Source organism: Pseudomonas fluorescens (assembly GCF_000730425.1).
Classification (GTDB): domain Bacteria; phylum Pseudomonadota; class Gammaproteobacteria; order Pseudomonadales; family Pseudomonadaceae; genus Aquipseudomonas; species Aquipseudomonas fluorescens_X.
Map to the genome: position 1 here is coordinate 3,149,281 of NZ_CP008896.1, position 20,591 is coordinate 3,169,871.

General features: G+C 54.3%; 34 protein-coding genes. All 34 read right to left on the reverse strand.

Annotated features, from left to right (window positions below):
• Positions 1-62 precede the first annotated feature (62 nt).
• Complete coding sequence (bfr, locus tag HZ99_RS13950) at positions 63-527, reverse strand: bacterioferritin (protein WP_029299402.1); 465 nt, start codon at positions 525-527, stop codon at positions 63-65.
• 155 nt (positions 528-682) lie between these two features.
• Positions 683-2,131, reverse strand: a complete 1,449-nt coding sequence (locus tag HZ99_RS13955) for a catalase (RefSeq protein ID WP_038443738.1) — start codon at positions 2,129-2,131, stop codon at positions 683-685.
• A gap of 230 nt (positions 2,132-2,361) precedes the next feature.
• On the reverse strand, positions 2,362-2,748 hold the full coding sequence (rplQ, locus tag HZ99_RS13960) for a 50S ribosomal protein L17 (RefSeq protein WP_007918448.1): 387 nt from the start codon (positions 2,746-2,748) through the stop codon (positions 2,362-2,364).
• A 41-nt stretch (positions 2,749-2,789) separates the two neighbouring features.
• Positions 2,790-3,791 carry a DNA-directed RNA polymerase subunit alpha gene (locus HZ99_RS13965; RefSeq protein ID WP_003176403.1) on the reverse strand — a complete coding sequence of 334 codons (1,002 nt, stop codon included), beginning with the start codon at positions 3,789-3,791 and terminating at the stop codon, positions 2,790-2,792.
• A gap of 22 nt (positions 3,792-3,813) precedes the next feature.
• The gene (gene rpsD / locus HZ99_RS13970) at positions 3,814-4,434 is read right to left on the reverse strand and encodes a 30S ribosomal protein S4 (protein ID WP_003210056.1); all 621 of its coding nucleotides are present in this window, start codon (positions 4,432-4,434) and stop codon (positions 3,814-3,816) included.
• An 18-nt stretch (positions 4,435-4,452) separates the two neighbouring features.
• Positions 4,453-4,842, reverse strand: a complete 390-nt coding sequence (gene rpsK, locus HZ99_RS13975) for a 30S ribosomal protein S11 (RefSeq protein WP_002555466.1) — start codon at positions 4,840-4,842, stop codon at positions 4,453-4,455.
• 30 nt (positions 4,843-4,872) lie between these two features.
• Positions 4,873-5,229, reverse strand: coding sequence for a 30S ribosomal protein S13 (gene rpsM, locus HZ99_RS13980; RefSeq protein ID WP_024077676.1), 357 nt, complete (start codon positions 5,227-5,229; stop codon positions 4,873-4,875).
• A gap of 129 nt (positions 5,230-5,358) precedes the next feature.
• A complete protein-coding gene (gene rpmJ / locus HZ99_RS27815; RefSeq protein ID WP_002555468.1) occupies positions 5,359-5,475 on the reverse strand; it encodes a 50S ribosomal protein L36 in 117 nt (38 codons plus the stop codon).
• A gap of 28 nt (positions 5,476-5,503) precedes the next feature.
• Complete coding sequence (gene secY, locus HZ99_RS13985; protein ID WP_038443739.1) at positions 5,504-6,832, reverse strand: preprotein translocase subunit SecY; 1,329 nt, start codon at positions 6,830-6,832, stop codon at positions 5,504-5,506.
• On the reverse strand, positions 6,833-7,270 hold the full coding sequence (gene rplO / locus HZ99_RS13990) for a 50S ribosomal protein L15 (RefSeq protein WP_003176407.1): 438 nt from the start codon (positions 7,268-7,270) through the stop codon (positions 6,833-6,835). It abuts the gene before it with no gap.
• Between the two features lie 3 nt (positions 7,271-7,273).
• Complete coding sequence (rpmD, locus tag HZ99_RS13995) at positions 7,274-7,450, reverse strand: 50S ribosomal protein L30 (RefSeq protein WP_038443740.1); 177 nt, start codon at positions 7,448-7,450, stop codon at positions 7,274-7,276.
• A gap of 2 nt (positions 7,451-7,452) precedes the next feature.
• Positions 7,453-7,953: a 30S ribosomal protein S5 gene (gene rpsE / locus HZ99_RS14000; RefSeq protein ID WP_003186035.1), complete on the reverse strand. Its 501-nt coding sequence runs from the start codon at positions 7,951-7,953 to the stop codon at positions 7,453-7,455.
• Positions 7,954-7,956: 3 nt separating this feature from the next.
• Positions 7,957-8,307 (reverse strand): 50S ribosomal protein L18, encoded by a 351-nt coding sequence (gene rplR / locus HZ99_RS14005; RefSeq protein ID WP_003186037.1) that lies wholly within the window; start codon positions 8,305-8,307, stop codon positions 7,957-7,959.
• Positions 8,308-8,317: 10 nt separating this feature from the next.
• Entirely contained in the window at positions 8,318-8,851 is a 534-nt protein-coding gene (gene rplF / locus HZ99_RS14010; protein ID WP_003176412.1) for a 50S ribosomal protein L6, read from the reverse strand.
• A 12-nt stretch (positions 8,852-8,863) separates the two neighbouring features.
• Entirely contained in the window at positions 8,864-9,256 is a 393-nt protein-coding gene (rpsH, locus tag HZ99_RS14015) for a 30S ribosomal protein S8 (RefSeq protein ID WP_017848802.1), read from the reverse strand.
• A 208-nt stretch (positions 9,257-9,464) separates the two neighbouring features.
• The gene (rpsN, locus tag HZ99_RS14020; RefSeq protein WP_003176414.1) at positions 9,465-9,770 is read right to left on the reverse strand and encodes a 30S ribosomal protein S14; all 306 of its coding nucleotides are present in this window, start codon (positions 9,768-9,770) and stop codon (positions 9,465-9,467) included.
• A gap of 13 nt (positions 9,771-9,783) precedes the next feature.
• Positions 9,784-10,323, reverse strand: coding sequence for a 50S ribosomal protein L5 (gene rplE / locus HZ99_RS14025; protein ID WP_003210069.1), 540 nt, complete (start codon positions 10,321-10,323; stop codon positions 9,784-9,786).
• 22 nt (positions 10,324-10,345) lie between these two features.
• Positions 10,346-10,660, reverse strand: a complete 315-nt coding sequence (rplX, locus tag HZ99_RS14030; RefSeq protein WP_029299388.1) for a 50S ribosomal protein L24 — start codon at positions 10,658-10,660, stop codon at positions 10,346-10,348.
• Positions 10,661-10,671: 11 nt separating this feature from the next.
• Positions 10,672-11,040 carry a 50S ribosomal protein L14 gene (rplN, locus tag HZ99_RS14035; RefSeq protein WP_002555479.1) on the reverse strand — a complete coding sequence of 123 codons (369 nt, stop codon included), beginning with the start codon at positions 11,038-11,040 and terminating at the stop codon, positions 10,672-10,674.
• Between the two features lie 23 nt (positions 11,041-11,063).
• Positions 11,064-11,330 carry a 30S ribosomal protein S17 gene (gene rpsQ, locus HZ99_RS14040; RefSeq protein ID WP_003176419.1) on the reverse strand — a complete coding sequence of 89 codons (267 nt, stop codon included), beginning with the start codon at positions 11,328-11,330 and terminating at the stop codon, positions 11,064-11,066.
• 2 nt (positions 11,331-11,332) lie between these two features.
• A complete protein-coding gene (gene rpmC / locus HZ99_RS14045) occupies positions 11,333-11,524 on the reverse strand; it encodes a 50S ribosomal protein L29 (RefSeq protein WP_002555481.1) in 192 nt (63 codons plus the stop codon).
• Positions 11,524-11,937, reverse strand: coding sequence for a 50S ribosomal protein L16 (gene rplP / locus HZ99_RS14050; protein WP_003232424.1), 414 nt, complete (start codon positions 11,935-11,937; stop codon positions 11,524-11,526). The genes rpmC and rplP overlap by 1 nt, the downstream gene beginning before the upstream one ends.
• 12 nt (positions 11,938-11,949) lie before the next feature.
• Complete coding sequence (rpsC, locus tag HZ99_RS14055; RefSeq protein WP_003176422.1) at positions 11,950-12,636, reverse strand: 30S ribosomal protein S3; 687 nt, start codon at positions 12,634-12,636, stop codon at positions 11,950-11,952.
• 13 nt (positions 12,637-12,649) lie between these two features.
• On the reverse strand, positions 12,650-12,982 hold the full coding sequence (gene rplV / locus HZ99_RS14060; RefSeq protein WP_003103908.1) for a 50S ribosomal protein L22: 333 nt from the start codon (positions 12,980-12,982) through the stop codon (positions 12,650-12,652).
• An 11-nt stretch (positions 12,983-12,993) separates the two neighbouring features.
• Positions 12,994-13,269 carry a 30S ribosomal protein S19 gene (rpsS, locus tag HZ99_RS14065; RefSeq protein WP_002555486.1) on the reverse strand — a complete coding sequence of 92 codons (276 nt, stop codon included), beginning with the start codon at positions 13,267-13,269 and terminating at the stop codon, positions 12,994-12,996.
• Positions 13,270-13,285: 16 nt separating this feature from the next.
• Positions 13,286-14,110 carry a 50S ribosomal protein L2 gene (gene rplB, locus HZ99_RS14070; protein WP_003176423.1) on the reverse strand — a complete coding sequence of 275 codons (825 nt, stop codon included), beginning with the start codon at positions 14,108-14,110 and terminating at the stop codon, positions 13,286-13,288.
• A 14-nt stretch (positions 14,111-14,124) separates the two neighbouring features.
• Entirely contained in the window at positions 14,125-14,424 is a 300-nt protein-coding gene (rplW, locus tag HZ99_RS14075) for a 50S ribosomal protein L23 (RefSeq protein WP_002555488.1), read from the reverse strand.
• Positions 14,421-15,023 (reverse strand): 50S ribosomal protein L4, encoded by a 603-nt coding sequence (rplD, locus tag HZ99_RS14080; protein WP_003176424.1) that lies wholly within the window; start codon positions 15,021-15,023, stop codon positions 14,421-14,423. Before rplD ends, rplW begins: the two co-directional genes overlap by 4 nt.
• Before the next feature lie 12 nt (positions 15,024-15,035).
• On the reverse strand, positions 15,036-15,671 hold the full coding sequence (gene rplC / locus HZ99_RS14085) for a 50S ribosomal protein L3 (RefSeq protein ID WP_003194649.1): 636 nt from the start codon (positions 15,669-15,671) through the stop codon (positions 15,036-15,038).
• 81 nt (positions 15,672-15,752) lie between these two features.
• On the reverse strand, positions 15,753-16,064 hold the full coding sequence (gene rpsJ, locus HZ99_RS14090; protein WP_003186070.1) for a 30S ribosomal protein S10: 312 nt from the start codon (positions 16,062-16,064) through the stop codon (positions 15,753-15,755).
• A gap of 158 nt (positions 16,065-16,222) precedes the next feature.
• Positions 16,223-17,416, reverse strand: a complete 1,194-nt coding sequence (tuf, locus tag HZ99_RS14095) for an elongation factor Tu (RefSeq protein WP_003176426.1) — start codon at positions 17,414-17,416, stop codon at positions 16,223-16,225.
• A gap of 30 nt (positions 17,417-17,446) precedes the next feature.
• On the reverse strand, positions 17,447-19,552 hold the full coding sequence (gene fusA / locus HZ99_RS14100) for an elongation factor G (RefSeq protein ID WP_038443741.1): 2,106 nt from the start codon (positions 19,550-19,552) through the stop codon (positions 17,447-17,449).
• Between the two features lie 30 nt (positions 19,553-19,582).
• Positions 19,583-20,053, reverse strand: a complete 471-nt coding sequence (gene rpsG / locus HZ99_RS14105) for a 30S ribosomal protein S7 (RefSeq protein WP_002555493.1) — start codon at positions 20,051-20,053, stop codon at positions 19,583-19,585.
• 118 nt (positions 20,054-20,171) lie between these two features.
• Positions 20,172-20,543: a 30S ribosomal protein S12 gene (gene rpsL, locus HZ99_RS14110; RefSeq protein WP_002555494.1), complete on the reverse strand. Its 372-nt coding sequence runs from the start codon at positions 20,541-20,543 to the stop codon at positions 20,172-20,174.
• Positions 20,544-20,591 lie beyond the last annotated feature (48 nt).

Genomic DNA, 20,591 nt, shown 5'->3' on the forward strand with positions numbered 1-20,591 from the left:
CAGGCCCAGTAAAAAGCCCCTGTCACCGTAACGGTCACAGGGGCTTTTTATTTGCGGCGGAATCAGAACTGCGATTGCAGATAGTTTTCCAGGCCGATCAACTTGATCAGACCCAACTGCTTTTCCAACCAGTAGGTGTGATCTTCTTCAGTATCGTTCAACTGGACACGCAGGATTTCCCGGGTCACGTAGTCATTGTGCTTCTCGCAAAGCTCAATGCCTTTGCACAGCGCAGCGCGAACCTTGTATTCCAGGCGCAAATCGCTGGCGAGCATCTCGGGCACGGTGGTGCCAGTATCCAAGTCGTCAGGACGCATACGTGGCGTACCTTCGAGCATCAGGATACGGCGCATCAGCGCATCTGCGTGCTGTGCCTCTTCTTCCATTTCGTGGTTGATACGTTCGTAGAGCTCGGTGAAGCCCCAGTCTTCGTACATACGCGAGTGAATGAAATATTGGTCACGAGCTGCCAGTTCGCCCGTCAGCAACGTGTTGAGGTAATCGATTACGTCGGGGTGACCTTGCATCGCCCTACATCTCCCTGCTTGAAAGGCTCTAGTTTGAACCATGCTGACCTGCAGGTCACGGGACGAACGGCAGAAAAGTGAAGATTTTCGGAGAAAAATAGCTGAAATAACGCAAAAACCGCCCAAATGAGGGCGGTTCTGCTTATCACTTAGAGTTAGTTAAGCGATACACCCAGCGCCGTTGCGATTCCTTCTCCATACGCCGGATCGGCCTTGAAAAAGTGTCGCAGCTGACGCTGAACCACATCACTGGAAACCCCTGCCATCGCGCCGGCGATGTTGTTAATCAATAGCGCTTTTTGCTCGCTACTCATCAGGCGGAACAGAGCGCCGGCGTGGCTGTAGTAATCAGTGTCTTCGCGGTGATCGTAACGATCCGCCGCACCACTGAGCGCCAGGGCTGGCTCTGCATACTTCGGAGCCTGTTTGGGTGCATCGGCGTAGCTGTTTGGCTCATAGTTGGGAGCCGCACCACCGTTGCTGCCAAATGCCATGGAGCCATCACGCTGGTAGTTGTTGACCGGACTGCGCGAAGCATTCACCGGCAGGTGCTGATGGTTGGTACCGATACGGTAGCGATGAGCATCAGCGTAGGCGAACACACGCCCCTGCAGCATGCGATCCGGCGACAGACCGACACCCGGCACCATATTGCTGGGACCGAACGCCGCCTGCTCAACTTCAGCGAAGTAGTTCAGCGGGTTGCGGTTCAGCTCCAGCTCGCCGATCTCAATCAGCGGAAACTCTTTCTGCGACCAGGTCTTGGTCACGTCGAAAGGATTCTCATAATGAGCATTGGCTTGGGCCTCAGTCATGATCTGGATGCACACGCGCCATTTTGGGAAGTCACCGCGCTCAATGGCCTCGAACAGGTCACGTTGGGCGTAATCCGGATCAGTGCCGGCAAGGCGAGCAGCATCGGCAGGTGCCAGGTTCTTGATGCCTTGCTTGGTCTTGTAGTGCCACTTGACCCAGTGACGCTCACCATTGGCATTGATCAGGCTATAGGTGTGGCTGCCGAAGCCGTGCATGTGACGGTAGCCGTCCGGGATACCACGATCCGAGAACAAGATGGTGACCTGGTGCAGTGCCTCAGGCGAATGCGACCAGAAGTCCCATTTCATCTGTGCACTTTTCAGGTTGCTTTGTGGCAGACGTTTTTGGGTATGAATAAAGTCCGGGAATTTCAACGGATCACGAATGAAGAATATCGGGGTGTTGTTGCCCACGATGTCCCAGTTACCCTCTTCGGTGTAGAACTTAAGTGCAAAACCACGCGGGTCGCGCTCAGTGTCTGCCGAACCACGTTCGCCACCGACTGTCGAAAAGCGCAGGAAGGTAGGGGTCTGCTTACCAACAGTTTCAAACAGCTTGGCGCTGGAGTACTGGGTGATGTCCTTGGTGACCGTGAAGGTGCCATACGCTCCCGAGCCCTTGGCGTGCACACGGCGCTCTGGAATGTTCTCACGGTTGAAGTGGGCAAGCTTCTCGATCAGATGAAAATCGTCGATCAGCAGCGGCCCTCGCGGGCCTGCGGAACGGGAGTTCTGGTTATCGGCAACAGGCGCGCCGCTGGCGGTTGTAAGGGTTTTATTCTGGCTCATGCTCAATCTCCTCAGGTCAGTCTTGGAACTGCCGGCTAATCGGCTTGAACGAAGTATTGACCAGGAAGATGACACCATCAAATTTATTAAATCATACACTTCGATAGCTTTTTACTAACAAACCACCGACTCGTATAGCCAAAGGGCAATGAGTGAGAGCATTAAGCTACTTTTCTACCACCCACAAAAAACCGGGCACTAGGCCCGGTTTTTCGTAGCAGACTGTCGTCTTACTCGGCGGATACAGCTTCGCCAGCAGTAGCACGATCAACCAACTCGACGTACGCCATAGGCGCGTTGTCGCCAGTGCGGAAACCGCACTTGAGGATGCGCAGGTAGCCACCCTCACGGGTAGCATAACGCTTGCCCAGGTCGTTGAAGAGCTTACCAACGATAGCTTTCGAACGAGTACGGTCGAAAGCCAGACGGCGGTTAGCCAGGCTGTCTGTCTTGGCCAAAGTGATCAGCGGCTCAGCAACGCGACGCAGTTCTTTGGCTTTCGGCAGTGTAGTTTTGATCAGCTCGTGCTCGAACAGCGACACCGCCATGTTTTGAAACATGGCCTTGCGGTGCGAGCTGGTACGGCTCAGGTGACGACCACTTTTACGATGACGCATGGTTCATTCCTTACCAAACTCACGTTCGGTGATTACGACGATCAGGCAGTCGCCTTGTCGTCCTTCTTAAGACTTGCAGGCGGCCAGTTGTCGAGGCGCATGCCGAGGGACAGACCGCGGGAGGCCAGAACGTCCTTGATTTCAGTCAAGGATTTCTTGCCCAGGTTCGGAGTCTTCAACAGTTCTACTTCAGTGCGCTGAATCAGGTCACCGATGTAGTAAATGTTTTCCGCCTTAAGGCAGTTAGCCGAACGTACAGTCAGTTCCAGATCGTCAACCGGGCGAAGCAGGATCGGATCGATCTCGTCTTCCTGCTCGATTACCACTGGTTCGCTGTCACCTTTGAGGTCGACGAACGCAGCCAACTGCTGTTGCAGGATGGTTGCAGCGCGACGAATAGCCTCTTCAGGATCCAGAGTACCGTTGGTTTCCAGATCAATAACCAGCTTGTCCAGGTTAGTACGCTGCTCGACACGGGCGTTTTCCACCACGTATGCGATACGGCGAACCGGGCTGAACGAAGAGTCAAGCTGCAAGCGACCAATGCTGCGGCTTTCGTCTTCATCGCTCTGACGCGAGTCGGCCGGTTCATAACCACGACCACGAGCTACAGTGAGCTTCATGTTCAGGGCGCCGTTAGACGCCAGGTTAGCGATTACGTGATCGGGGTTAACGATCTCGACATCATGATCCAGCTGAATATCGGCAGCGGTAACCACCCCCGAACCCTTCTTCGACAAGGTCAGCGTAACTTCGTCACGGCCGTGCAGCTTGATAGCCAGACCTTTAAGGTTCAACAGGATTTCAATTACGTCTTCCTGTACACCTTCGATGGCGCTGTACTCGTGGAGCACACCGTCAATCTCGGCCTCGACTACTGCACAGCCGGGCATTGAGGACAACAGGATGCGGCGCAGCGCGTTGCCCAGGGTGTGGCCAAAACCACGCTCGAGAGGCTCGAGAGTGATCTTGGCGCGGGTTGGACTGACAACCTGCACATCAATGTGGCGGGGTGTCAGGAACTCATTTACCGAAATCTGCATGGATGCACCTATTTTCTAGCCCTTACTTGGAGTAGAGCTCGACAATCAGGCTTTCGTTGATGTCGGCGGACAGATCACTGCGAGCAGGAACGTTCTTGAAAACGCCCGACTTCTTCTCAGTGTCTACTTCTACCCATTCTACGCGGCCACGTTGGGCACACAGATCGAGAGCTTGGACAATGCGAAGTTGGTTTTTTGCTTTCTCGCGAATCGCGACCACGTCACCAGCACGAACCTGGTAGGACGGGACGTTAACGGTTTGGCCGTTTACGCTAACGGATTTGTGCGATACCAGCTGACGGGATTCGGCACGAGTCGAACCAAAGCCCATACGGTATACAACGTTGTCCAGACGGCATTCGAGCAGTTGCAGCAGGTTTTCACCGGTTGCACCTTTCTTGCCAGCAGCTTCTTTGTAGTAGCCGCTGAACTGACGCTCGAGAACGCCGTAGATACGACGGACCTTCTGCTTTTCACGCAGTTGGGTGCCGTAGTCGGACTGGCGACCGCGGCGTTGGCCGTGGATACCAGGTGCTGCTTCAATGTTGCACTTCGATTCGATCGCGCGCACGCCGCTCTTCAGAAAGAGATCGGTGCCTTCGCGACGAGCGAGTTTGCATTTTGGACCAATGTAACGAGCCATTCTTTACAATCTCCTGGATTACACGCGGCGCTTCTTCGGCGGACGGCACCCGTTGTGCGGGATTGGCGTCACGTCGGTGATGCTGGCGATCTTATAGCCACAGCCGTTCAAAGCACGGACAGCAGACTCACGACCTGGACCTGGACCCTTGACGTTAACGTCGAGGTTTTTCAGGCCATATTCCAGCGCAGCTTGACCAGCACGTTCAGCAGCTACTTGAGCAGCGAACGGGGTGGACTTGCGGGAACCGCGGAAACCCGAACCACCAGAGGTAGCCCAAGAAAGCGCGTTACCTTGACGGTCGGTGATGGTCACGATGGTGTTGTTAAAAGATGCATGGATGTGGGCGATGCCATCAACCACTGTCTTTTTAACTTTTTTACGAGGACGAGCAGCAGGTTTTGCCATGATAATTTTCCTGTCGATTCGCTGGGGCGATTACTTGCGGATCGGCTTACGCGGACCTTTACGGGTACGCGCGTTAGTCTTGGTACGCTGACCGCGTACTGGAAGACCACGACGATGACGCAGACCGCGATAGCAACCGAGGTCCATCAAACGCTTGATTTTCATGTTGATTTCGCGACGCAGGTCACCTTCAGTGGTGAACTTCGCCACTTCGCCACGCAGCAATTCAATCTGCTCGTCGCTCAGATCCTTGATCTTAGCGGCTGGGTTTACCCCAGCAACTGCGCAAATTTTCTGCGCAGTAGTGCGACCAACACCATAGATGTAGGTCAGCGAGATAACAGTGTGCTTGTTATCTGGAATGTTAACGCCTGCAATACGGGCCATTCAGTGGGACTCCAATTGACAGCTACCTACGCCCCGGAAGCCAAGAAATAGGGCGCGAGATAATATCGCTGTAATAACAAATAATCAACCCGGCAGCGCACTAGCTGCCGGGCTTCAAGCGGATCACACTCAGCCTTGGCGCTGTTTGTGACGCGGTTCCGCGCTGCAAATTACTCGAACAACACCTTCGCGGCGAATAATCTTGCAGTTACGGCACAGCTTTTTCACCGATGCACGAACTTTCATCACCAACTCCTCGAACCTTATGGGGTACTCAGCGCAACATGCCGCTGCCGTAGCCCTTCAGGTTGGCTTTCTTCATCAGGGATTCGTACTGGTGCGAAACGAGGTGCGATTGTACTTGGGACATGAAGTCCATCACAACCACGACCACGATCAGCAACGAGGTCCCGCCAAGGTAGAACGGAACGTTTGCTGCAACCACCAGGAACTGGGGCAACAAGCACACGGCCGTCATATATAGAGCACCGAACAGGGTCAAACGGGTCAGAACGCCATCAATATAGCGCGCCGACTGCTCGCCTGGACGAATGCCCGGAATAAAGGCACCGGACTTCTTCAGGTTTTCCGCTACGTCTTTCGGATTGAACATCAACGCCGTATAGAAGAAGCAGAAGAAAATAATCCCTGCACTAAACAGCAGAATATTCAACGGCTGACCAGGAGCGATCGACTGCGAGATGTCCTGCAACCAGCCCATACCTTCAGACTGACCGAACCAGGCACCCAACGAAGCCGGAAACAGCAAAATGCTGCTCGCGAAGATAGCAGGAATAACACCGGCCATATTCACTTTCAGCGGCAAGTGGCTGGTCTGCGCAGCGAAGACCTTGCGGCCCTGCTGACGCTTGGCGTAGTGAACAGCAATACGACGCTGGCCACGCTCAATGAACACCACAAAACCGATAATCGCTACTGCCAGCAAACCGATGGCAACCAAGGCGAAGATATTGATATCACCCTGACGTGCAGACTCGAAAGACTGCCCGATTGCCCTCGGAAGACCGGCGACGATACCTGCGAAAATCAACATCGAGATACCGTTGCCAACACCACGCTCAGTAATCTGCTCACCCAGCCACATCATGAACATCGCACCAGCCACAAACGTGGTTACTGCGACGAAATGGAAGCCAAAGTCACCAGTGAACGCTACACCCTGCCCCGCCAGACCAATGGACATGCCAATAGCCTGGACAAGAGCAAGAGCGACAGTGAGGTAGCGGGTGTACTGGCTAATCTTGCGACGACCAGCTTCACCTTCCTTCTTCAACTGCTCCAGCTGCGGGCTGACGGCGCTCATCAACTGCATGATGATCGATGCCGAAATATACGGCATGATCCCCAGTGCAAAGATGCTCATCCGCTCCAGCGCGCCGCCGGAAAACATGTTGAACAAGCTAAGAATGGTCCCCTCATTCTGTCGAAACAGGTCTGCGAGTCGGTCCGGGTTGATACCTGGAACCGGGATGTGTGCGCCTATTCGGTAGACGATAATCGCCAGGAACAGAAAACGCAGACGAGCCCAAAGTTCAGACATACCGCCTTTGCCGAGCGCTGAGAGAGCACCTTGCTTAGCCATTTATTCCTCGAACTTGCCGCCAGCTGCTTCGATAGCCGAACGCGCACCTTTGGTGGCGCCGATTCCCTTGCCGATAGTGACAGCGCGAGTCACTTCACCGGACAGCATGATTTTCACACGCTGTACGTTGACGTTGATCACGTTGGCATCTTTCAGGGTCTGCACGGTAACGATGTCGCCTTCCACTTTAGCCAGCTCGGACAGACGCACTTCTGCGCGGTCCATGGCCTTCAGGGAAACGAAACCGAACTTCGGCAGGCGACGATGCAGCGGCTGTTGACCGCCTTCAAAGCCTGGAGCAATAGTGCCACCGGAGCGGGAGGTTTGACCTTTGTGGCCGCGGCCACCAGTCTTACCCAAACCGCTACCGATACCACGGCCCGGACGATGCTTTTCGCGACGGGAACCCGGCGCTGGACTCAGATCATTGAGTTTCATCGATTAACCCTCGACACGCAGCATGTAGTAAGCCTTGTTGATCATCCCGCGATTCTCGGGAGTATCCTGGATTTCTACAGTGTGACCGATGCGACGCAGACCCAAACCCTTAACGCACAATTTGTGGTTAGGGATGCGACCGGTCATGCTTTTGATCAGCGTTACTTTAACGGTAGCCATGATCAGAAGATCTCCTTGACGCTTTTGCCACGCTTGGCGGCAATGGATTCAGGAGATTGCATAGCCTTCAAACCCTTGAAAGTGGCGTGAACCACGTTTACCGGGTTAGTCGAGCCGTAGCACTTGGCCAGAACGTTCTGAACGCCAGCAACCTCGAGGACAGCACGCATAGCGCCGCCAGCGATGATACCGGTACCTTCAGAGGCAGGCTGCATGTACACCTTCGAAGCACCGTGAGCGGACTTCATTGCGTACTGCAGGGTGGTGCCGTTCAGGTCAACTTGGATCATGTTGCGACGAGCAGCTTCCATTGCCTTCTGGATCGCAGCAGGCACTTCACGCGACTTGCCACGGCCGAAGCCAACACGGCCCTTACCATCACCAACCACGGTCAACGCGGTGAAGGTGAAGATACGGCCGCCTTTAACGGTTTTGGCTACGCGGTTAACTTGAACCAGCTTCTCAATGTAGCCTTCGTCGCGCTTTTGGTCGTTATTTGACATAACTTAGAACTCCAGCCCAGCTTCACGAGCAGCATCAGCCAGCGCTTTAACGCGGCCGTGGTACTTGAAGCCAGAGCGGTCGAAAGCCACTTGCGAGACGCCAGCGGCCTTAGCACGCGTAGCGACCAGCTGGCCAACCTTAGTGGCCGCGTCGATGTTGCCAGTGGCACCATCACGCAGTTCTTTATCCAAAGTCGAGGCGCTTGCCAGGACTTTGTTGCCGTCGGCCGAGATGACCTGGGCGTAGATGTGCTGCGACGAGCGGAACACGCAGAGACGCACGACTTCGAGTTCGTGCATTTTCAGGCGTGCTTTGCGAGCGCGACGCAGTCGAGTAACTTTTTTGTCGGTCATTTGCTATGCCCTACTTCTTCTTGGCTTCTTTACGACGGACGACTTCGTCCGCGTAGCGCACACCTTTGCCTTTGTACGGCTCTGGTGGACGGAAGTCGCGGATCTCGGCAGCCACTTGACCTACCAGCTGCTTGTCGATGCCCTTGATCAGGATATCGGTCTGGCTAGGAGTTTCAGCGGTGATGCCTTCCGGCAGTTCGTAATCCACTGGGTGCGAGAAGCCAAGGGCCAGGTTCAAAACCGTGCCTTTTGCTTGCGCTTTGTAACCAACACCGACCAGCTGGAGCTTACGCTCGAAGCCTTGGCTTACGCCTTGGACCATGTTGTTTACCAACGCACGCGTGGTACCGGCCATTGCGCGAGTTTGTTGATCGCCATTGCGAGCAGCGAAACGCAGCTCACCAGCCTCTTCAACGATCTCAACGGACGAATGGATGTTCAGTTCAAGAGTACCCTTGGCACCCTTCACCGAAAGCTGTTGGCCTGCGAATTTTACTTCGACACCGGCTGGCAGCTTAACGGGGTTCTTAGCGACGCGAGACATGCTTATCCCCCCTTAGAACACAGTGCAAAGAACTTCGCCGCCGACACCGGCAGCGCGCGCAGCACGATCCGTCATCACACCTTTGTTGGTGGAGACGATAGACACACCGAGACCGCCACGAACTTTCGGCAGATCTTCAACGGACTTGTACTGACGCAGGCCTGGACGGCTAACGCGCTTCACTTCCTCGATGACCGGACGGCCTTCGAAGTACTTCAGCTCGATGGACAGCAGTGGCTTGATTTCGCTGCTGATCTGATAACCCGCAATGTAGCCTTCGTCTTTCAGGACTTTGGCAACAGCTACCTTCAACGTGGAAGATGGCATGCTTACGACGGACTTTTCAGCCATCTGGGCATTACGGATACGAGTTAGCATGTCCGCTAACGGGTCCTGCATACTCATGGGCTAGACGCTCCTAATACAAAAAAATTAGCCTTGCGGCTACATATGTCACCGAGAATCTCCGGGCATAAAACACACGGGCTCAGGCGAGCCGCGTATTTTAGACACACTCCGGAAATGAAACAAGCCCCAAAAGGGGCTTGTTCCAGATTCTAGGCCACCGGCGGTCAGTATCTTGCGATCCTGCCCACCGAGACTTCGAAAGTACTTACCAGCTGGCTTTAACCAGACCTGGTACGTCACCACGCATTGCCGCTTCACGCAGTTTGTTACGGCCGAGGCCGAACTTGCGGTAAACGCCGTGTGGACGACCGGTCAGGCGGCAGCGGTTACGCATGCGCGAAGCGCTTGCGTCACGTGGCTGCTTCTGCAGAGCTACTGTAGCTTCCCAACGCGCTTCTGGACTTGCGTTCAGATCAACGATGATAGCTTTCAGTGCTGCACGCTTCTTGGCGTACTTGGCAACCGTGAGCTGACGCTTCAGCTCGCGGTTTTTCATGCTCATCTTGGCCATGGTCCTACTCCAATCAGTTGCGGAACGGGAATTTGAACGCACGCAGCAGAGCGCGGCCTTCATCATCGTTCTTGGCAGTGGTGGTCAGGGTGATGTCCAGACCGCGGAGAGCATCGATCTTGTCGTAGTCGATTTCCGGGAAGATGATCTGCTCTTTCACGCCCATGCTGTAGTTACCACGACCATCGAAGGACTTGGCATTCAGGCCGCGGAAGTCGCGAACCCGAGGCAGGGAGATCGACAGCAGACGATCCAGGAACTCGTACATACGCTCACGGCGCAGAGTCACTTTGACACCGATCGGCCAACCTTCACGGACTTTAAAGCCAGCGATGGATTTCCGAGCGTAAGTCACAACAACTTTTTGACCGGTGATCTTTTCCAGGTCAGCAACAGCGTGTTCGATGACTTTCTTGTCACCGATCGCTTCGCCCAGACCCATGTTCAGGGTGATTTTGGTAACGCGCGGAACTTCCATCACGTTCGAAAGCTTAAGTTCTTCCTTAAGCTTCGGAGCGATTTCCTTCCGGTAAATCTCTTTTAGTCGTGCCATGGTCTTATCTACCTAGCAGTGTTCAAGCATCAACCGCTTTTTGGGTCGACTTGAAGACACGAATTTTCTTACCATCTTCTACTTTGAAACCAACGCGATCAGCCTTGTTGGTTTCGCCGTTGAAAATGGCGACGTTAGAAGCGTGCAATGGCGCTTCTTTCTCGACGATACCGCCCTGTACGCCCGACGCGGGGTTAGGCTTGGTATGACGCTTGACCAGGTTCAAACCACCAATGACCAGACGGTCATCAGCAAGAACCTTCAGCACCTTACCGCGCTTACCTTTGTCTTTGCCGGCGATCACGATGATCTCGTCGTCACGACGAATCTTTTGCATGTCGGATCTCCTTACAGCACTTCTGGGGCGAGCGAGACGATCTTCATGAACTTCTCAGTACGAAGTTCACGGGTCACTGGCCCAAAGATACGGGTGCCGATCGGCTCTTGCTTGTTGTTCAGAAGAACAGCAGCGTTGCCATCAAAGCGGATAATGGAGCCATCAGCACGACGTACGCCGTGACGAGTGCGGACTACAACAGCAGTCATCACTTGGCCTTTTTTCACCTTACCGCGTGGAATTGCTTCCTTGACGGTAACTTTGATGATGTCACCGATACCAGCGTAACGACGATGGGAGCCACCCAGCACCTTGATGCACATAACACGGCGAGCGCCGCTGTTATCGGCCACATCGAGCATGGATTGAGTCTGAATCATATAATTTCTCCGACCCCTAGTCCTTAGACTTCCACAGCGCGTTCGAGAACATCAACCAGTGCCCAAGACTTGGTCTTGGCCAGCGGACGAGTTTCACGAATAGTGACTTTGTCGCCGATGTGGCACTGATTGGTTTCGTCGTGCGCGTGCAGCTTAGTCGAACGCTTAACATATTTACCGTAGATCGGGTGCTTAACGCGACGCTCGATCAAAACGGTGATGGTTTTGTCCATCTTGTCGCTGACAACACGGCCAGTCAGCGTACGGACAGTCTTTTCGGCTTCAGCCATGATCACTTACCTGCCTGCTGGTTGAGCACAGTCTTCACGCGAGCGATGTCACGCTTAACTTGCGAGAGCAGATGAGACTGCCCCAACTGGCCAGTTGCTTTCTGCATACGCAGATTGAACTGGTCGCGCAGCAGGCCGAGCAGTTGCTCGTTCAGCTGCTGTGCGGATTTTTCACGAAGTTCATTCGCTTTCATCACATCACCGTCCGTTTAACAAAGGCGGTGGCGAGCGGCAGCTTTGCAGCAGCCAGGGCAAAAGCCTCACGCGCCAGCTCTTCAGTTACACCCTCGATTTCATACAGGACTTTGCCTGGCTGAATCTGGGCTACCCAGTATTCCACGTTACCCTTACCTTTACCCATCCGAACCTCGAGAGGCTTTTTGGAGATCGGCTTGTCCGGGAATACACGGATCCAGATCTTGCCACCACGTTTTACGTGACGGGTCAGTGCACGACGCGCTGACTCGATCTGACGAGCGGTGAGACGACCACGAGCTACAGACTTCAGCGCGAACTCGCCGAAGCTGACTTTGCTACCGCGCTGAGCCAGACCACGGTTGTGGCCTGTCATCTGCTTGCGGAACTTCGTACGCTTAGGTTGCAACATTTGGCGTACCCCTTACTTAGCAGCTTTTTTACGAGGCGCTGGTGCTTGTGGTTTCAGTTCTTCTTGGCGACCACCAATTACTTCGCCCTTGAAGATCCAAACCTTTACACCGATCACACCGTAAGTGGTGTGAGCTTCGTAGTTGGCATAGTCGATGTCGGCACGCAGGGTGTGCAGTGGCACACGACCTTCGCGATACCATTCAGTACGTGCGATTTCAGCACCGCCGAGACGACCGCTCACTTGGATTTTGATGCCCTTGGCACCAATGCGCATAGCGTTCTGTACAGCGCGCTTCATAGCACGACGGAACATTACGCGGCGCTCCAGCTGCTGAGCTACGCTCTGCGCAACCAGCATACCGTCGAGCTCCGGCTTGCGGATCTCTTCGATATTGATGTGCACAGGCACACCCATTTGCTTGGTCAGGTCCTGACGCAGTTTCTCAACATCCTCACCCTTCTTCCCGATAACGATACCTGGACGAGCGGTGTGGATGGTGATACGTGCAGTTTGGGCCGGACGATGGATATCGATACGGCTTACGGACGCGCTTTTTAGTTTGTCTTGGAGATACTCACGCACCTTCAGATCAGCGAACAAATAGTCCGCATAAGTCCGACCGTCTGCGTACCAGACGGAGGTGTGCTCCTTGACGATTCCCAGGCGAATGCCAATGGGATGTACTTTCTGACCCATCTCTTCGACTCCGTTACTTGTCAGCAACCTTGACAGTGATATGGCAAGACCGCTTGACGATGCGATCAGCACGGCCTTTGGCACGTGGCATGATGCGCTTCAGCGAACGCCCTTCGTTGACGAAAACGGTGCTGACCTTCAGGTCATCAACGTCTGCGCCTTCGTTATGCTCGGCGTTGGCTACGGCCGACTCCAGCACTTTCTTCATGATCTCGGCGGCTTTCTTACTGCTGAAAGCCAACAAGTTGAGCGCTTCGCCCACCTTCTTCCCGCGGATCTGGTCGGCGACCAAGCGGGCTTTCTGGGCGGAGATTCGAGCGCCCGACAACTTAGCGGCTACTTCCATTTCCTAACCCCTTAACGCTTGGCTTTCTTGTCTGCCACGTGCCCACGATAAGTGCGGGTACCGGCAAACTCGCCCAGTTTGTGGCCGACCATGTCTTCGTTAACGAGAACTGGGACGTGCTGACGACCGTTGTGTACTGCGATGGTCAAACCGACCATTTGTGGCAGGATCATCGAACGACGCGACCAGGTCTTAACTGGTTTGCGATCGTTCTTTTCCGCCGCCACTTCGATCTTCTTCAGTAGGTGAAGATCAATAAAAGGACCTTTTTTCAGAGAACGTGGCACTGTCGTATCCCTCTATTTACTTGCGACGACGGACGATCATTTTGTCGGTACGCTTATTACCACGAGTCTTCGCGCCCTTAGTCGGGAAGCCCCATGGCGATACCGGATGACGACCACCAGAGGTACGACCTTCACCACCACCGTGTGGGTGGTCAACCGGGTTCATGGCAACACCACGAACGGTTGGGCGAACGCCACGCCAGCGTTTGGCACCAGCTTTACCCAACGAACGCAGGCTGTGCTCGGAGTTCGAGACTTCACCCAGGGTCGCACGGCATTCAGCCAGTACTTTACGCATCTCACCAGAACGCAGACGCAGGGTCACGTAGACACCTTCACGAGCGATCAGCTGAGCCGAAGCACCAGCGGAACGAGCGATCTGTGCGCCTTTACCTGGCTTCAATTCGATGCCGTGTACGGTGCTACCAACTGGAATGTTACGCAGTTGCAGAGCGTTGCCCGGCTTGATCGGCGCCAGGGCACCTGCGATCAGCTGGTCGCCAGCACTCACGCCTTTAGGCGCGATGATGTAGCGACGCTCGCCATCTGCGTACAGCAGCAGAGCGATGTGAGCAGTACGGTTTGGATCGTATTCGATACGCTCGACAGTGGCAGAGATGCCATCTTTGTCGTTGCGACGGAAATCGACCAGACGATAATGCTGCTTATGGCCACCACCGATGTGACGAGTGGTAATGCGACCATTGTTGTTACGACCACCAGTCTTCGATTTCTTCTCGAGCAGCGGTGCGTGAGGAGCGCCTTTATGCAGCTCCTGATTGACCACCTTGACCACAAAACGGCGGCCAGGGGAAGTCGGTTTGCATTTAACGATTGCCATGATGCACCCCTTCCTTACTCAGCACTGCTGCTGAAATCGAGATCTTGGCCTGGCTGAAGGGAGATAACTGCCTTCTTCCAGTCATTACGCTTGCCCAGACCGCGAGCAGTGCGCTTGCTCTTACCCAGAACATTCAGGGTAGTAACACGCTCCACTTTCACGCTGAACAGGCTTTCGACGGCCTTCTTGATTTCCAGCTTGGTTGCGTCAGTTGCAACCTTGAAAACGAACTGGCCTTTCTTGTCAGCCAGAACCGTAGCCTTTTCGGAAACGTGCGGGCCAAGCAGAACTTTAAATACGCGTTCCTGGTTCATCCCAGCAGCTCCTCGAATTTCTTCACGGCCGACACGGTGATCAACACCTTGTCGTATGCGATCAGACTAACTGGATCGGAACCTTGCACGTCACGTACATCAACGTGTGGCAGGTTGCGAGCAGCCAGGTACAGGTTCTGATCAACAGCTTCAGACACGATCAAAACATCGGTCAGGCTCATGTTGTTCAGTTTGCCCAGCAGATCTTTGGTTTTCGGGCTTTCAACAGCGAAGTCCTGAACCACGACCAGACGGTCAGTACGCACCAGTTCAGCAAGGATGGAGCGCAGAGCTGCGCGATACATCTTCTTGTTGAGCTTTTGCGAGTGATCCTGCGGACGAGCTGCGAAAGTGGTACCACCGCCACGCCAGATTGGGCTACGGATAGTACCGGCACGAGCACGGCCAGTACCTTTCTGACGCCAAGGGCGCTTACCGCCACCACGTACGTCGGAACGGGTCTTTTGCTGCTTGCTACCTTGACGGCCGCCGGCCATGTAGGCCACGACTGCTTGGTGAACGAGCGTCTCGTTGAATTCGCCGCCAAATGTCAGTTCGGAAACTTCGATCGCTTGAGCGTCATTTACATTTAATTGCATGTCAGCTTCCCCTTAACCGCGAGCCTTGGCCGCTGGACGTACAACCAGGTTGCCGCCAGTAGCGCCAGGAACAGCACCCTTGACCAACAACAGATTGCGTTCAGCGTCGACGCGCACTACTTCGAGGGACTGCACGGTCACGCGCTCAGCGCCCATATGACCGGACATTTTTTTGCCCTTGAATACACGACCAGGAGTCTGGCACTGGCCAATAGAGCCCGGGACGCGGTGGGAAACGGAGTTACCGTGAGTGTTGTCTTGGCCACGGAAATTCCAACGCTTGATCGTACCCTGGAAGCCTTTACCCTTGGACTGACCGGTTACATCAACCAGTTGACCAGCGGCGAAGATTTCAGCGTTGATCAGATCGCCAGCCTGGTAGTCGCCGTCTTCGAGACGGAACTCCATAACAGTACGACCAGCTGCAACGTTTGCTTTAGCGAAGTGACCTGCTTGAGCAGCAGTCACACGCGAAGCACGACGCTCGCCGACAGTGACTTGCACTGCACGATAGCCATCGGTTTCTTCAGTTTTGAACTGGGTGACGCGATTCGGCTCGATCTCAATGACCGTGACCGGAATGGAGACACCTTCTTCGGTGAAAATACGGGTCATACCGCATTTACGACCGACTACACCAATAGTCATGTTGTAAACCTCATGAGTGTACGGGGCTTTCACCCGCTATGGCCGCCCATTTCAGAGCGTTACACGACTAAGACCCAAGTCTTAGCCGAGGCTGATCTGTACTTCCACACCGGCCGCCAGATCGAGCTTCATAAGTGCATCAACGGTTTTATCCGTTGGCTGGACGATGTCCAGTACGCGCTTATGAGTACGGATCTCGTACTGGTCACGCGCGTCTTTGTTGACGTGCGGGGAGACCAGAACGGTGAACCGCTCTTTACGGGTAGGCAGTGGAATTGGACCACGCACTTGAGCACCAGTACGTTTCGCGGTTTCCACGATTTCCTGGGTGGATTGGTCGATCAGGCGATGGTCAAAAGCCTTCAACCTGATACGGATTTGCTGATTTTGCATTGGATTTCAGACTCCGGCTGCTATTCCCAGCGAGCGCAATACGCCCGTTAAAAGGAGGCGCAATTCTATAGACGCCCCAGATAGGTGTCAACCCAATAAAAAAGGCCCCCGCTAAGCGGAGGCCTTCTCAAAAAACCGAGCTATCTCAGAGGAGATAATTACTCGATGATTTTAGCTACAACACCAGCACCAACGGTACGGCCACCTTCACGAATAGCGAAGCGCAGACCGTCTTCCATCGCGATGGTTTTGATCAGGGTAACAACCATTTTGATGTTGTCGCCCGGCATTACCATCTCAACGCCTTCCGGCAGTTCGCAGTTGCCAGTCACGTCAGTAGTACGGAAGTAGAACTGTGGACGGTAGCCTTTGAAGAACGGAGTGTGACGACCGCCTTCTTCTTTGCTCAGCACGTACACTTCAGCTTCGAACTTGGTGTGCGGCTTAACCGAACCCGGCTTAACCAGAACCTGGCCACGCTCAACGTCGTCACGCTTGGTACCACGCAGCAGAACGCCGCAGTTCTCGCCAGCACGACCTTCGTCGAGCAGTTTACGGAACATTTCAACACCGGTGCAGGTGGTGACGGTAGTGTCACGCAGACCAACGATTTCCAGTGGATCCTGAACCTTAACGATACCGCGCTCGATACGACCAGTCACAACAGTACCGCGACCAGAGATCGAGAATACGTCTTCGATTGGCATCAGGAACGGCTTGTCGATAACACGGACTGGATCTGGAATGTAGCTGTCCAGAGTCTCAACCAGTTTACGAACGGACGTGGTGCCCATTTCGTTGTCGTCTTTGCCTTCCAGAGCCATACGAGCAGAACCGATGATGATCGGAGTGTCGTCGCCTGGGAAGTCGTAAGTGCTCAGCAGATCACGCACTTCCATCTCAACCAGTTCCAGCAGCTCAGCGTCGTCTACCAGGTCAGCCTTGTTCAGGTAAACCACGATGTACGGAACGCCTACCTGACGGGACAGCAGGATGTGCTCACGGGTTTGTGGCATCGGACCATCAGCGGCCGAGCAAACCAGGATTGCGCCATCCATCTGGGCAGCACCGGTGATCATGTTCTTCACATAGTCGGCGTGACCTGGGCAGTCAACGTGAGCGTAGTGACGGATCAGCGAGTTGTATTCAACGTGCGCAGTGTTGATGGTGATACCACGAGCTTTTTCTTCTGGCGCGCTGTCGATTTTATCGAAATCAACGATTGCGGAACCGAAAACTTCGGAGCAAACGCGAGTCAGAGCAGCAGTCAGAGTGGTTTTACCATGGTCAACGTGACCGATAGTGCCAACGTTGACGTGCGGTAGGGAACGATCAAATTTTTCTTTAGCCACGACAATTAACTCCTTGCCTAAAGGACTGAATCAGCCTTGTTTTTTGGATACAGTTTCAGCGATGTGCGCCGGAGCTGTGTTGTATTTTTTGAATTCCATAGAGTAGCTTGCGCGACCCTGGGACATGGAGCGAACGTCGGTCGCATAACCGAACATCTCACCCAACGGAACCTCGGCGCGAATCACTTTGCCGGAAACCGTGTCTTCCATACCCAAGATCATGCCGCGACGACGGTTAAGGTCGCCCATGACATCACCCATATAGTCTTCAGGTGTAACAACTTCTACCGCCATGATTGGCTCAAGCAACTCACCACCGCCCTTCTGGGCCAGTTGCTTGGTTGCCATGGAAGCAGCCACCTTAAACGCCATCTCGTTGGAGTCGACGTCATGGTAAGAACCGTCAAAAACGGTTGCTTTAAGGCCGATCAGCGGATAGCCGGCAACAACACCGTTCTTCATCTGCTCTTCGATGCCCTTCTGGATAGCAGGGATGTATTCCTTAGGAACAACACCACCCACTACTTCGTTCACGAATTGCAGACCTTCCTGACCTTCGTCAGCAGGAGCAAAACGGATCCAGCAGTGACCGAACTGACCACGACCGCCGGACTGACGAACGAACTTGCCTTCGATTTCACAGTTCTTCGTGATGCGCTCACGATAGGAAACCTGAGGCTTACCGATGTTGGCTTCGACGTTGAACTCACGGCGCATCCGGTCAACCAGGATGTCCAGGTGCAACTCGCCCATGCCGGAGATGATCGTTTGACCAGTCTCCTCATCAGTCTTGACGCGGAAAGATGGATCTTCCTGAGCAAGCTTGCCCAGTGCGATACCCATTTTTTCCTGGTCATCCTTGGTCTTAGGCTCTACGGCAACCGAAATAACCGGCTCCGGGAAGTCCATGCGAACCAGGATGATTGGCTTATCAGCATTGCACAAAGTTTCACCGGTGGTGACGTCCTTCATGCCGATCAGGGCCGCGATGTCACCAGCGCGCACCTCCTTGATCTCTTCACGGGCGTTTGCGTGCATTTGCACCATACGACCCACGCGCTCTTTCTTGCCCTTGACCGAGTTGATCACGCCGTCGCCGGAGGCCAACACGCCCGAGTAAACACGGACGAAAGTCAGGGTACCCACGAATGGGTCGGTAGCGATCTTGAACGCCAGAGCCGAGAACGGCTCGTTGTCGTCAGCATGACGCTCCATCTCTTCTTCCTCGTTATCAGGGTTAGTACCCTTGATAGCAGGAATATCAGTTGGAGCAGGCAGGTAGTCGATAACGGCGTCGAGAACCAGGGGAACGCCCTTGTTCTTGAAGGAAGAACCACAAACAGCCAGGACGATCTCACCAGCAATAGTACGCTGGCGCAGAGCAGCCTTGATTTCCACGTTGGTGAGTTCTTCACCTTCGAGGTACTTGTTCATCAGCTCTTCGCTGGCTTCAGCCGCAGCCTCAACCAGGTTGTTGCGCCACTCGTCAGCCAGCTCCTGCAGCTCAGCAGGAATAGCTTCGCGACGAGGAGTCATACCTTTGTCGGCGTCATTCCAGTAGACCGCTTCCATGGTGATCAGGTCGATCTGACCCTGGAAGTTGTCTTCGGAACCGATTGCCAATTGAATTGGCACCGGAGTGTGACCCAGACGCTGCTTGATCTGACCGATCACGCGCAGGAAGTTGGCACCAGCACGGTCCATCTTGTTTACGTAAACAAGACGCGGAACACCGTATTTGTTGGCTTGACGCCATACGGTTTCCGACTGAGGCTCAACACCCGAAGTACCACAGAAGACAACGACCGCGCCATCGAGTACACGCAGGGAACGCTCAACTTCAATAGTGAAGTCCACGTGGCCCGGGGTATCGATTACGTTGAAGCGATGCTCATCTTTGTACTGCTTGGCAGAACCCTTCCAGAAGGCAGTGATAGCAGCAGAAGTAATGGTAATACCACGCTCCTGCTCCTGAACCATCCAGTCTGTGGTCGCGGCGCCATCATGCACCTCGCCCATTTTGTGACTTTTGCCGGTGTAAAACAGTACGCGCTCGGTGGTGGTGGTTTTACCAGCATCCACGTGAGCGACGATACCGATGTTACGGTAGCGGCTAATCGGAGTAGTACGAGCCATAAAGCCCTCGCAAAATTAGTGAAGCTAAGATTAGAAGCGGTAGTGCGAGAAAGCTTTGTTAGCTTCGGCCATACGGTGCACGTCTTCACGCTTCTTAACAGCAGCACCTTTACCTTCGGCAGCGTCCAACAGCTCGCCGGCCAAACGCAGGGCCATAGACTTCTCGCCGCGCTTACGGGCGAAGTCTACCAACCAGCGCATTGCCAGGGCGTTACGACGGGACGGACGAACTTCGACCGGAACCTGGTAAGTAGCACCGCCTACACGGCGCGACTTCACTTCGACCAGCGGAGCGATGGCGTCGAGAGCTTTCTCGAAGATTTCCAGGGGGTCGCTGTTCTTGCGTTCTTTAACCTTTTCCAGCGCGCCATAAACGATACGCTCGGCAACGGCTTTTTTGCCGCTTTCCATCACGTGGTTCATGAACTTGGCCAGGATTTGGCTTCCGTATTTTGGATCGTCAAGCACTTCGCGCTTGGCTGCTACGCGTCTTCTTGGCATGGATAAGCCCTCAAACGGTCTTCAGGTTCGTTCGGAATCGGTGCCCTCGCGGGACGCCTCCGACCTTACTCTTATCGACTCAGAAAATAAGATGATTCAGTTTTACAAAAAGCCGCTACTACTTAGGCTTCTTGGTACCGTACTTCGAACGACCCTGGTTACGACCTTTAACGCCGGAAGTATCCAAGGAGCCGCGTACGGTGTGATAACGAACACCTGGCAAGTCTTTTACACGACCGCCGCGGATCAGCACCACGCTGTGCTCTTGCAGGTTGTGGCCTTCACCGCCGATGTACGAGGAAACCTCGAAACCGTTGGTCAGGCGCACACGGCATACTTTACGCAGTGCCGAGTTAGGTTTTTTCGGCGTAGTGGTATACACGCGAGTGCATACGCCACGACGTTGCGGGCAGTTCTGCAGCGCAGGTACGTCGGATTTCTCGACGATACGCTTACGCGGCTGACGTACCAGCTGGTTGATAGTTGCCATCTACTAGCTCCACTGTTGTCTTGCGACGCTATTGTCTTGCAAGAAAAG

Coding starts and splice junctions, on each gene's coding strand:
- bfr (WP_029299402.1), bottom strand. CDS start 527: ATGCAAGGTCACCCCGACGTAATCGATTACCTCAACACGTTGCTGACG.
- HZ99_RS13955 (WP_038443738.1), bottom strand. CDS start 2,131: ATGAGCCAGAATAAAACCCTTACAACCGCCAGCGGCGCGCCTGTTGCC.
- rplQ (WP_007918448.1), bottom strand. CDS start 2,748: ATGCGTCATCGTAAAAGTGGTCGTCACCTGAGCCGTACCAGCTCGCAC.
- HZ99_RS13965 (WP_003176403.1), bottom strand. CDS start 3,791: ATGCAGATTTCGGTAAATGAGTTCCTGACACCCCGCCACATTGATGTG.
- rpsD (WP_003210056.1), bottom strand. CDS start 4,434: ATGGCTCGTTACATTGGTCCAAAATGCAAACTCGCTCGTCGCGAAGGC.
- rpsK (WP_002555466.1), bottom strand. CDS start 4,842: ATGGCAAAACCTGCTGCTCGTCCTCGTAAAAAAGTTAAAAAGACAGTG.
- rpsM (WP_024077676.1), bottom strand. CDS start 5,229: ATGGCCCGTATTGCAGGCGTTAACATTCCAGATAACAAGCACACTGTT.
- rpmJ (WP_002555468.1), bottom strand. CDS start 5,475: ATGAAAGTTCGTGCATCGGTGAAAAAGCTGTGCCGTAACTGCAAGATT.
- secY (WP_038443739.1), bottom strand. CDS start 6,832: ATGGCTAAGCAAGGTGCTCTCTCAGCGCTCGGCAAAGGCGGTATGTCT.
- rplO (WP_003176407.1), bottom strand. CDS start 7,270: ATGAAACTCAATGATCTGAGTCCAGCGCCGGGTTCCCGTCGCGAAAAG.
- rpmD (WP_038443740.1), bottom strand. CDS start 7,450: ATGGCTACCGTTAAAGTAACGCTGATCAAAAGCATGACCGGTCGCATC.
- rpsE (WP_003186035.1), bottom strand. CDS start 7,953: ATGTCAAATAACGACCAAAAGCGCGACGAAGGCTACATTGAGAAGCTG.
- rplR (WP_003186037.1), bottom strand. CDS start 8,307: ATGACCGACAAAAAAGTTACTCGACTGCGTCGCGCTCGCAAAGCACGC.
- rplF (WP_003176412.1), bottom strand. CDS start 8,851: ATGTCTCGCGTCGCTAAGAACCCCGTTAAGCTGCCAGCCGGTGTCGAA.
- rpsH (WP_017848802.1), bottom strand. CDS start 9,256: ATGAGTATGCAGGACCCGTTAGCGGACATGCTAACTCGTATCCGTAAT.
- rpsN (WP_003176414.1), bottom strand. CDS start 9,770: ATGGCCAAGATGAGCATGAAAAACCGCGAGCTGAAGCGTCAGCTCACG.
- rplE (WP_003210069.1), bottom strand. CDS start 10,323: ATGGCACGACTAAAAGAGATTTACCGGAAGGAAATCGCTCCGAAGCTT.
- rplX (WP_029299388.1), bottom strand. CDS start 10,660: ATGCAAAAGATTCGTCGTGACGACGAGATCATCGTGATCGCCGGCAAA.
- rplN (WP_002555479.1), bottom strand. CDS start 11,040: ATGATTCAGACTCAATCCATGCTCGATGTGGCCGATAACAGCGGCGCT.
- rpsQ (WP_003176419.1), bottom strand. CDS start 11,330: ATGGCTGAAGCCGAAAAGACTGTCCGTACGCTGACTGGCCGTGTTGTC.
- rpmC (WP_002555481.1), bottom strand. CDS start 11,524: ATGAAAGCGAATGAACTTCGTGAAAAATCCGCACAGCAGCTGAACGAG.
- rplP (WP_003232424.1), bottom strand. CDS start 11,937: ATGTTGCAACCTAAGCGTACGAAGTTCCGCAAGCAGATGACAGGCCAC.
- rpsC (WP_003176422.1), bottom strand. CDS start 12,636: ATGGGTCAGAAAGTACATCCCATTGGCATTCGCCTGGGAATCGTCAAG.
- rplV (WP_003103908.1), bottom strand. CDS start 12,982: ATGGAAGTAGCCGCTAAGTTGTCGGGCGCTCGAATCTCCGCCCAGAAA.
- rplB (WP_003176423.1), bottom strand. CDS start 14,110: ATGGCAATCGTTAAATGCAAACCGACTTCCCCTGGCCGCCGTTTTGTG.
- rplW (WP_002555488.1), bottom strand. CDS start 14,424: ATGAACCAGGAACGCGTATTTAAAGTTCTGCTTGGCCCGCACGTTTCC.
- rplD (WP_003176424.1), bottom strand. CDS start 15,023: ATGCAATTAAATGTAAATGACGCTCAAGCGATCGAAGTTTCCGAACTG.
- rplC (WP_003194649.1), bottom strand. CDS start 15,671: ATGACTATTGGTGTAGTCGGTCGTAAATGCGGTATGACCCGTATTTTC.
- rpsJ (WP_003186070.1), bottom strand. CDS start 16,064: ATGCAAAATCAGCAAATCCGTATCAGGTTGAAGGCTTTTGACCATCGC.
- fusA (WP_038443741.1), bottom strand. CDS start 19,552: ATGGCTCGTACTACTCCGATTAGCCGCTACCGTAACATCGGTATCGTC.
- rpsG (WP_002555493.1), bottom strand. CDS start 20,053: ATGCCAAGAAGACGCGTAGCAGCCAAGCGCGAAGTGCTTGACGATCCA.
- rpsL (WP_002555494.1), bottom strand. CDS start 20,543: ATGGCAACTATCAACCAGCTGGTACGTCAGCCGCGTAAGCGTATCGTC.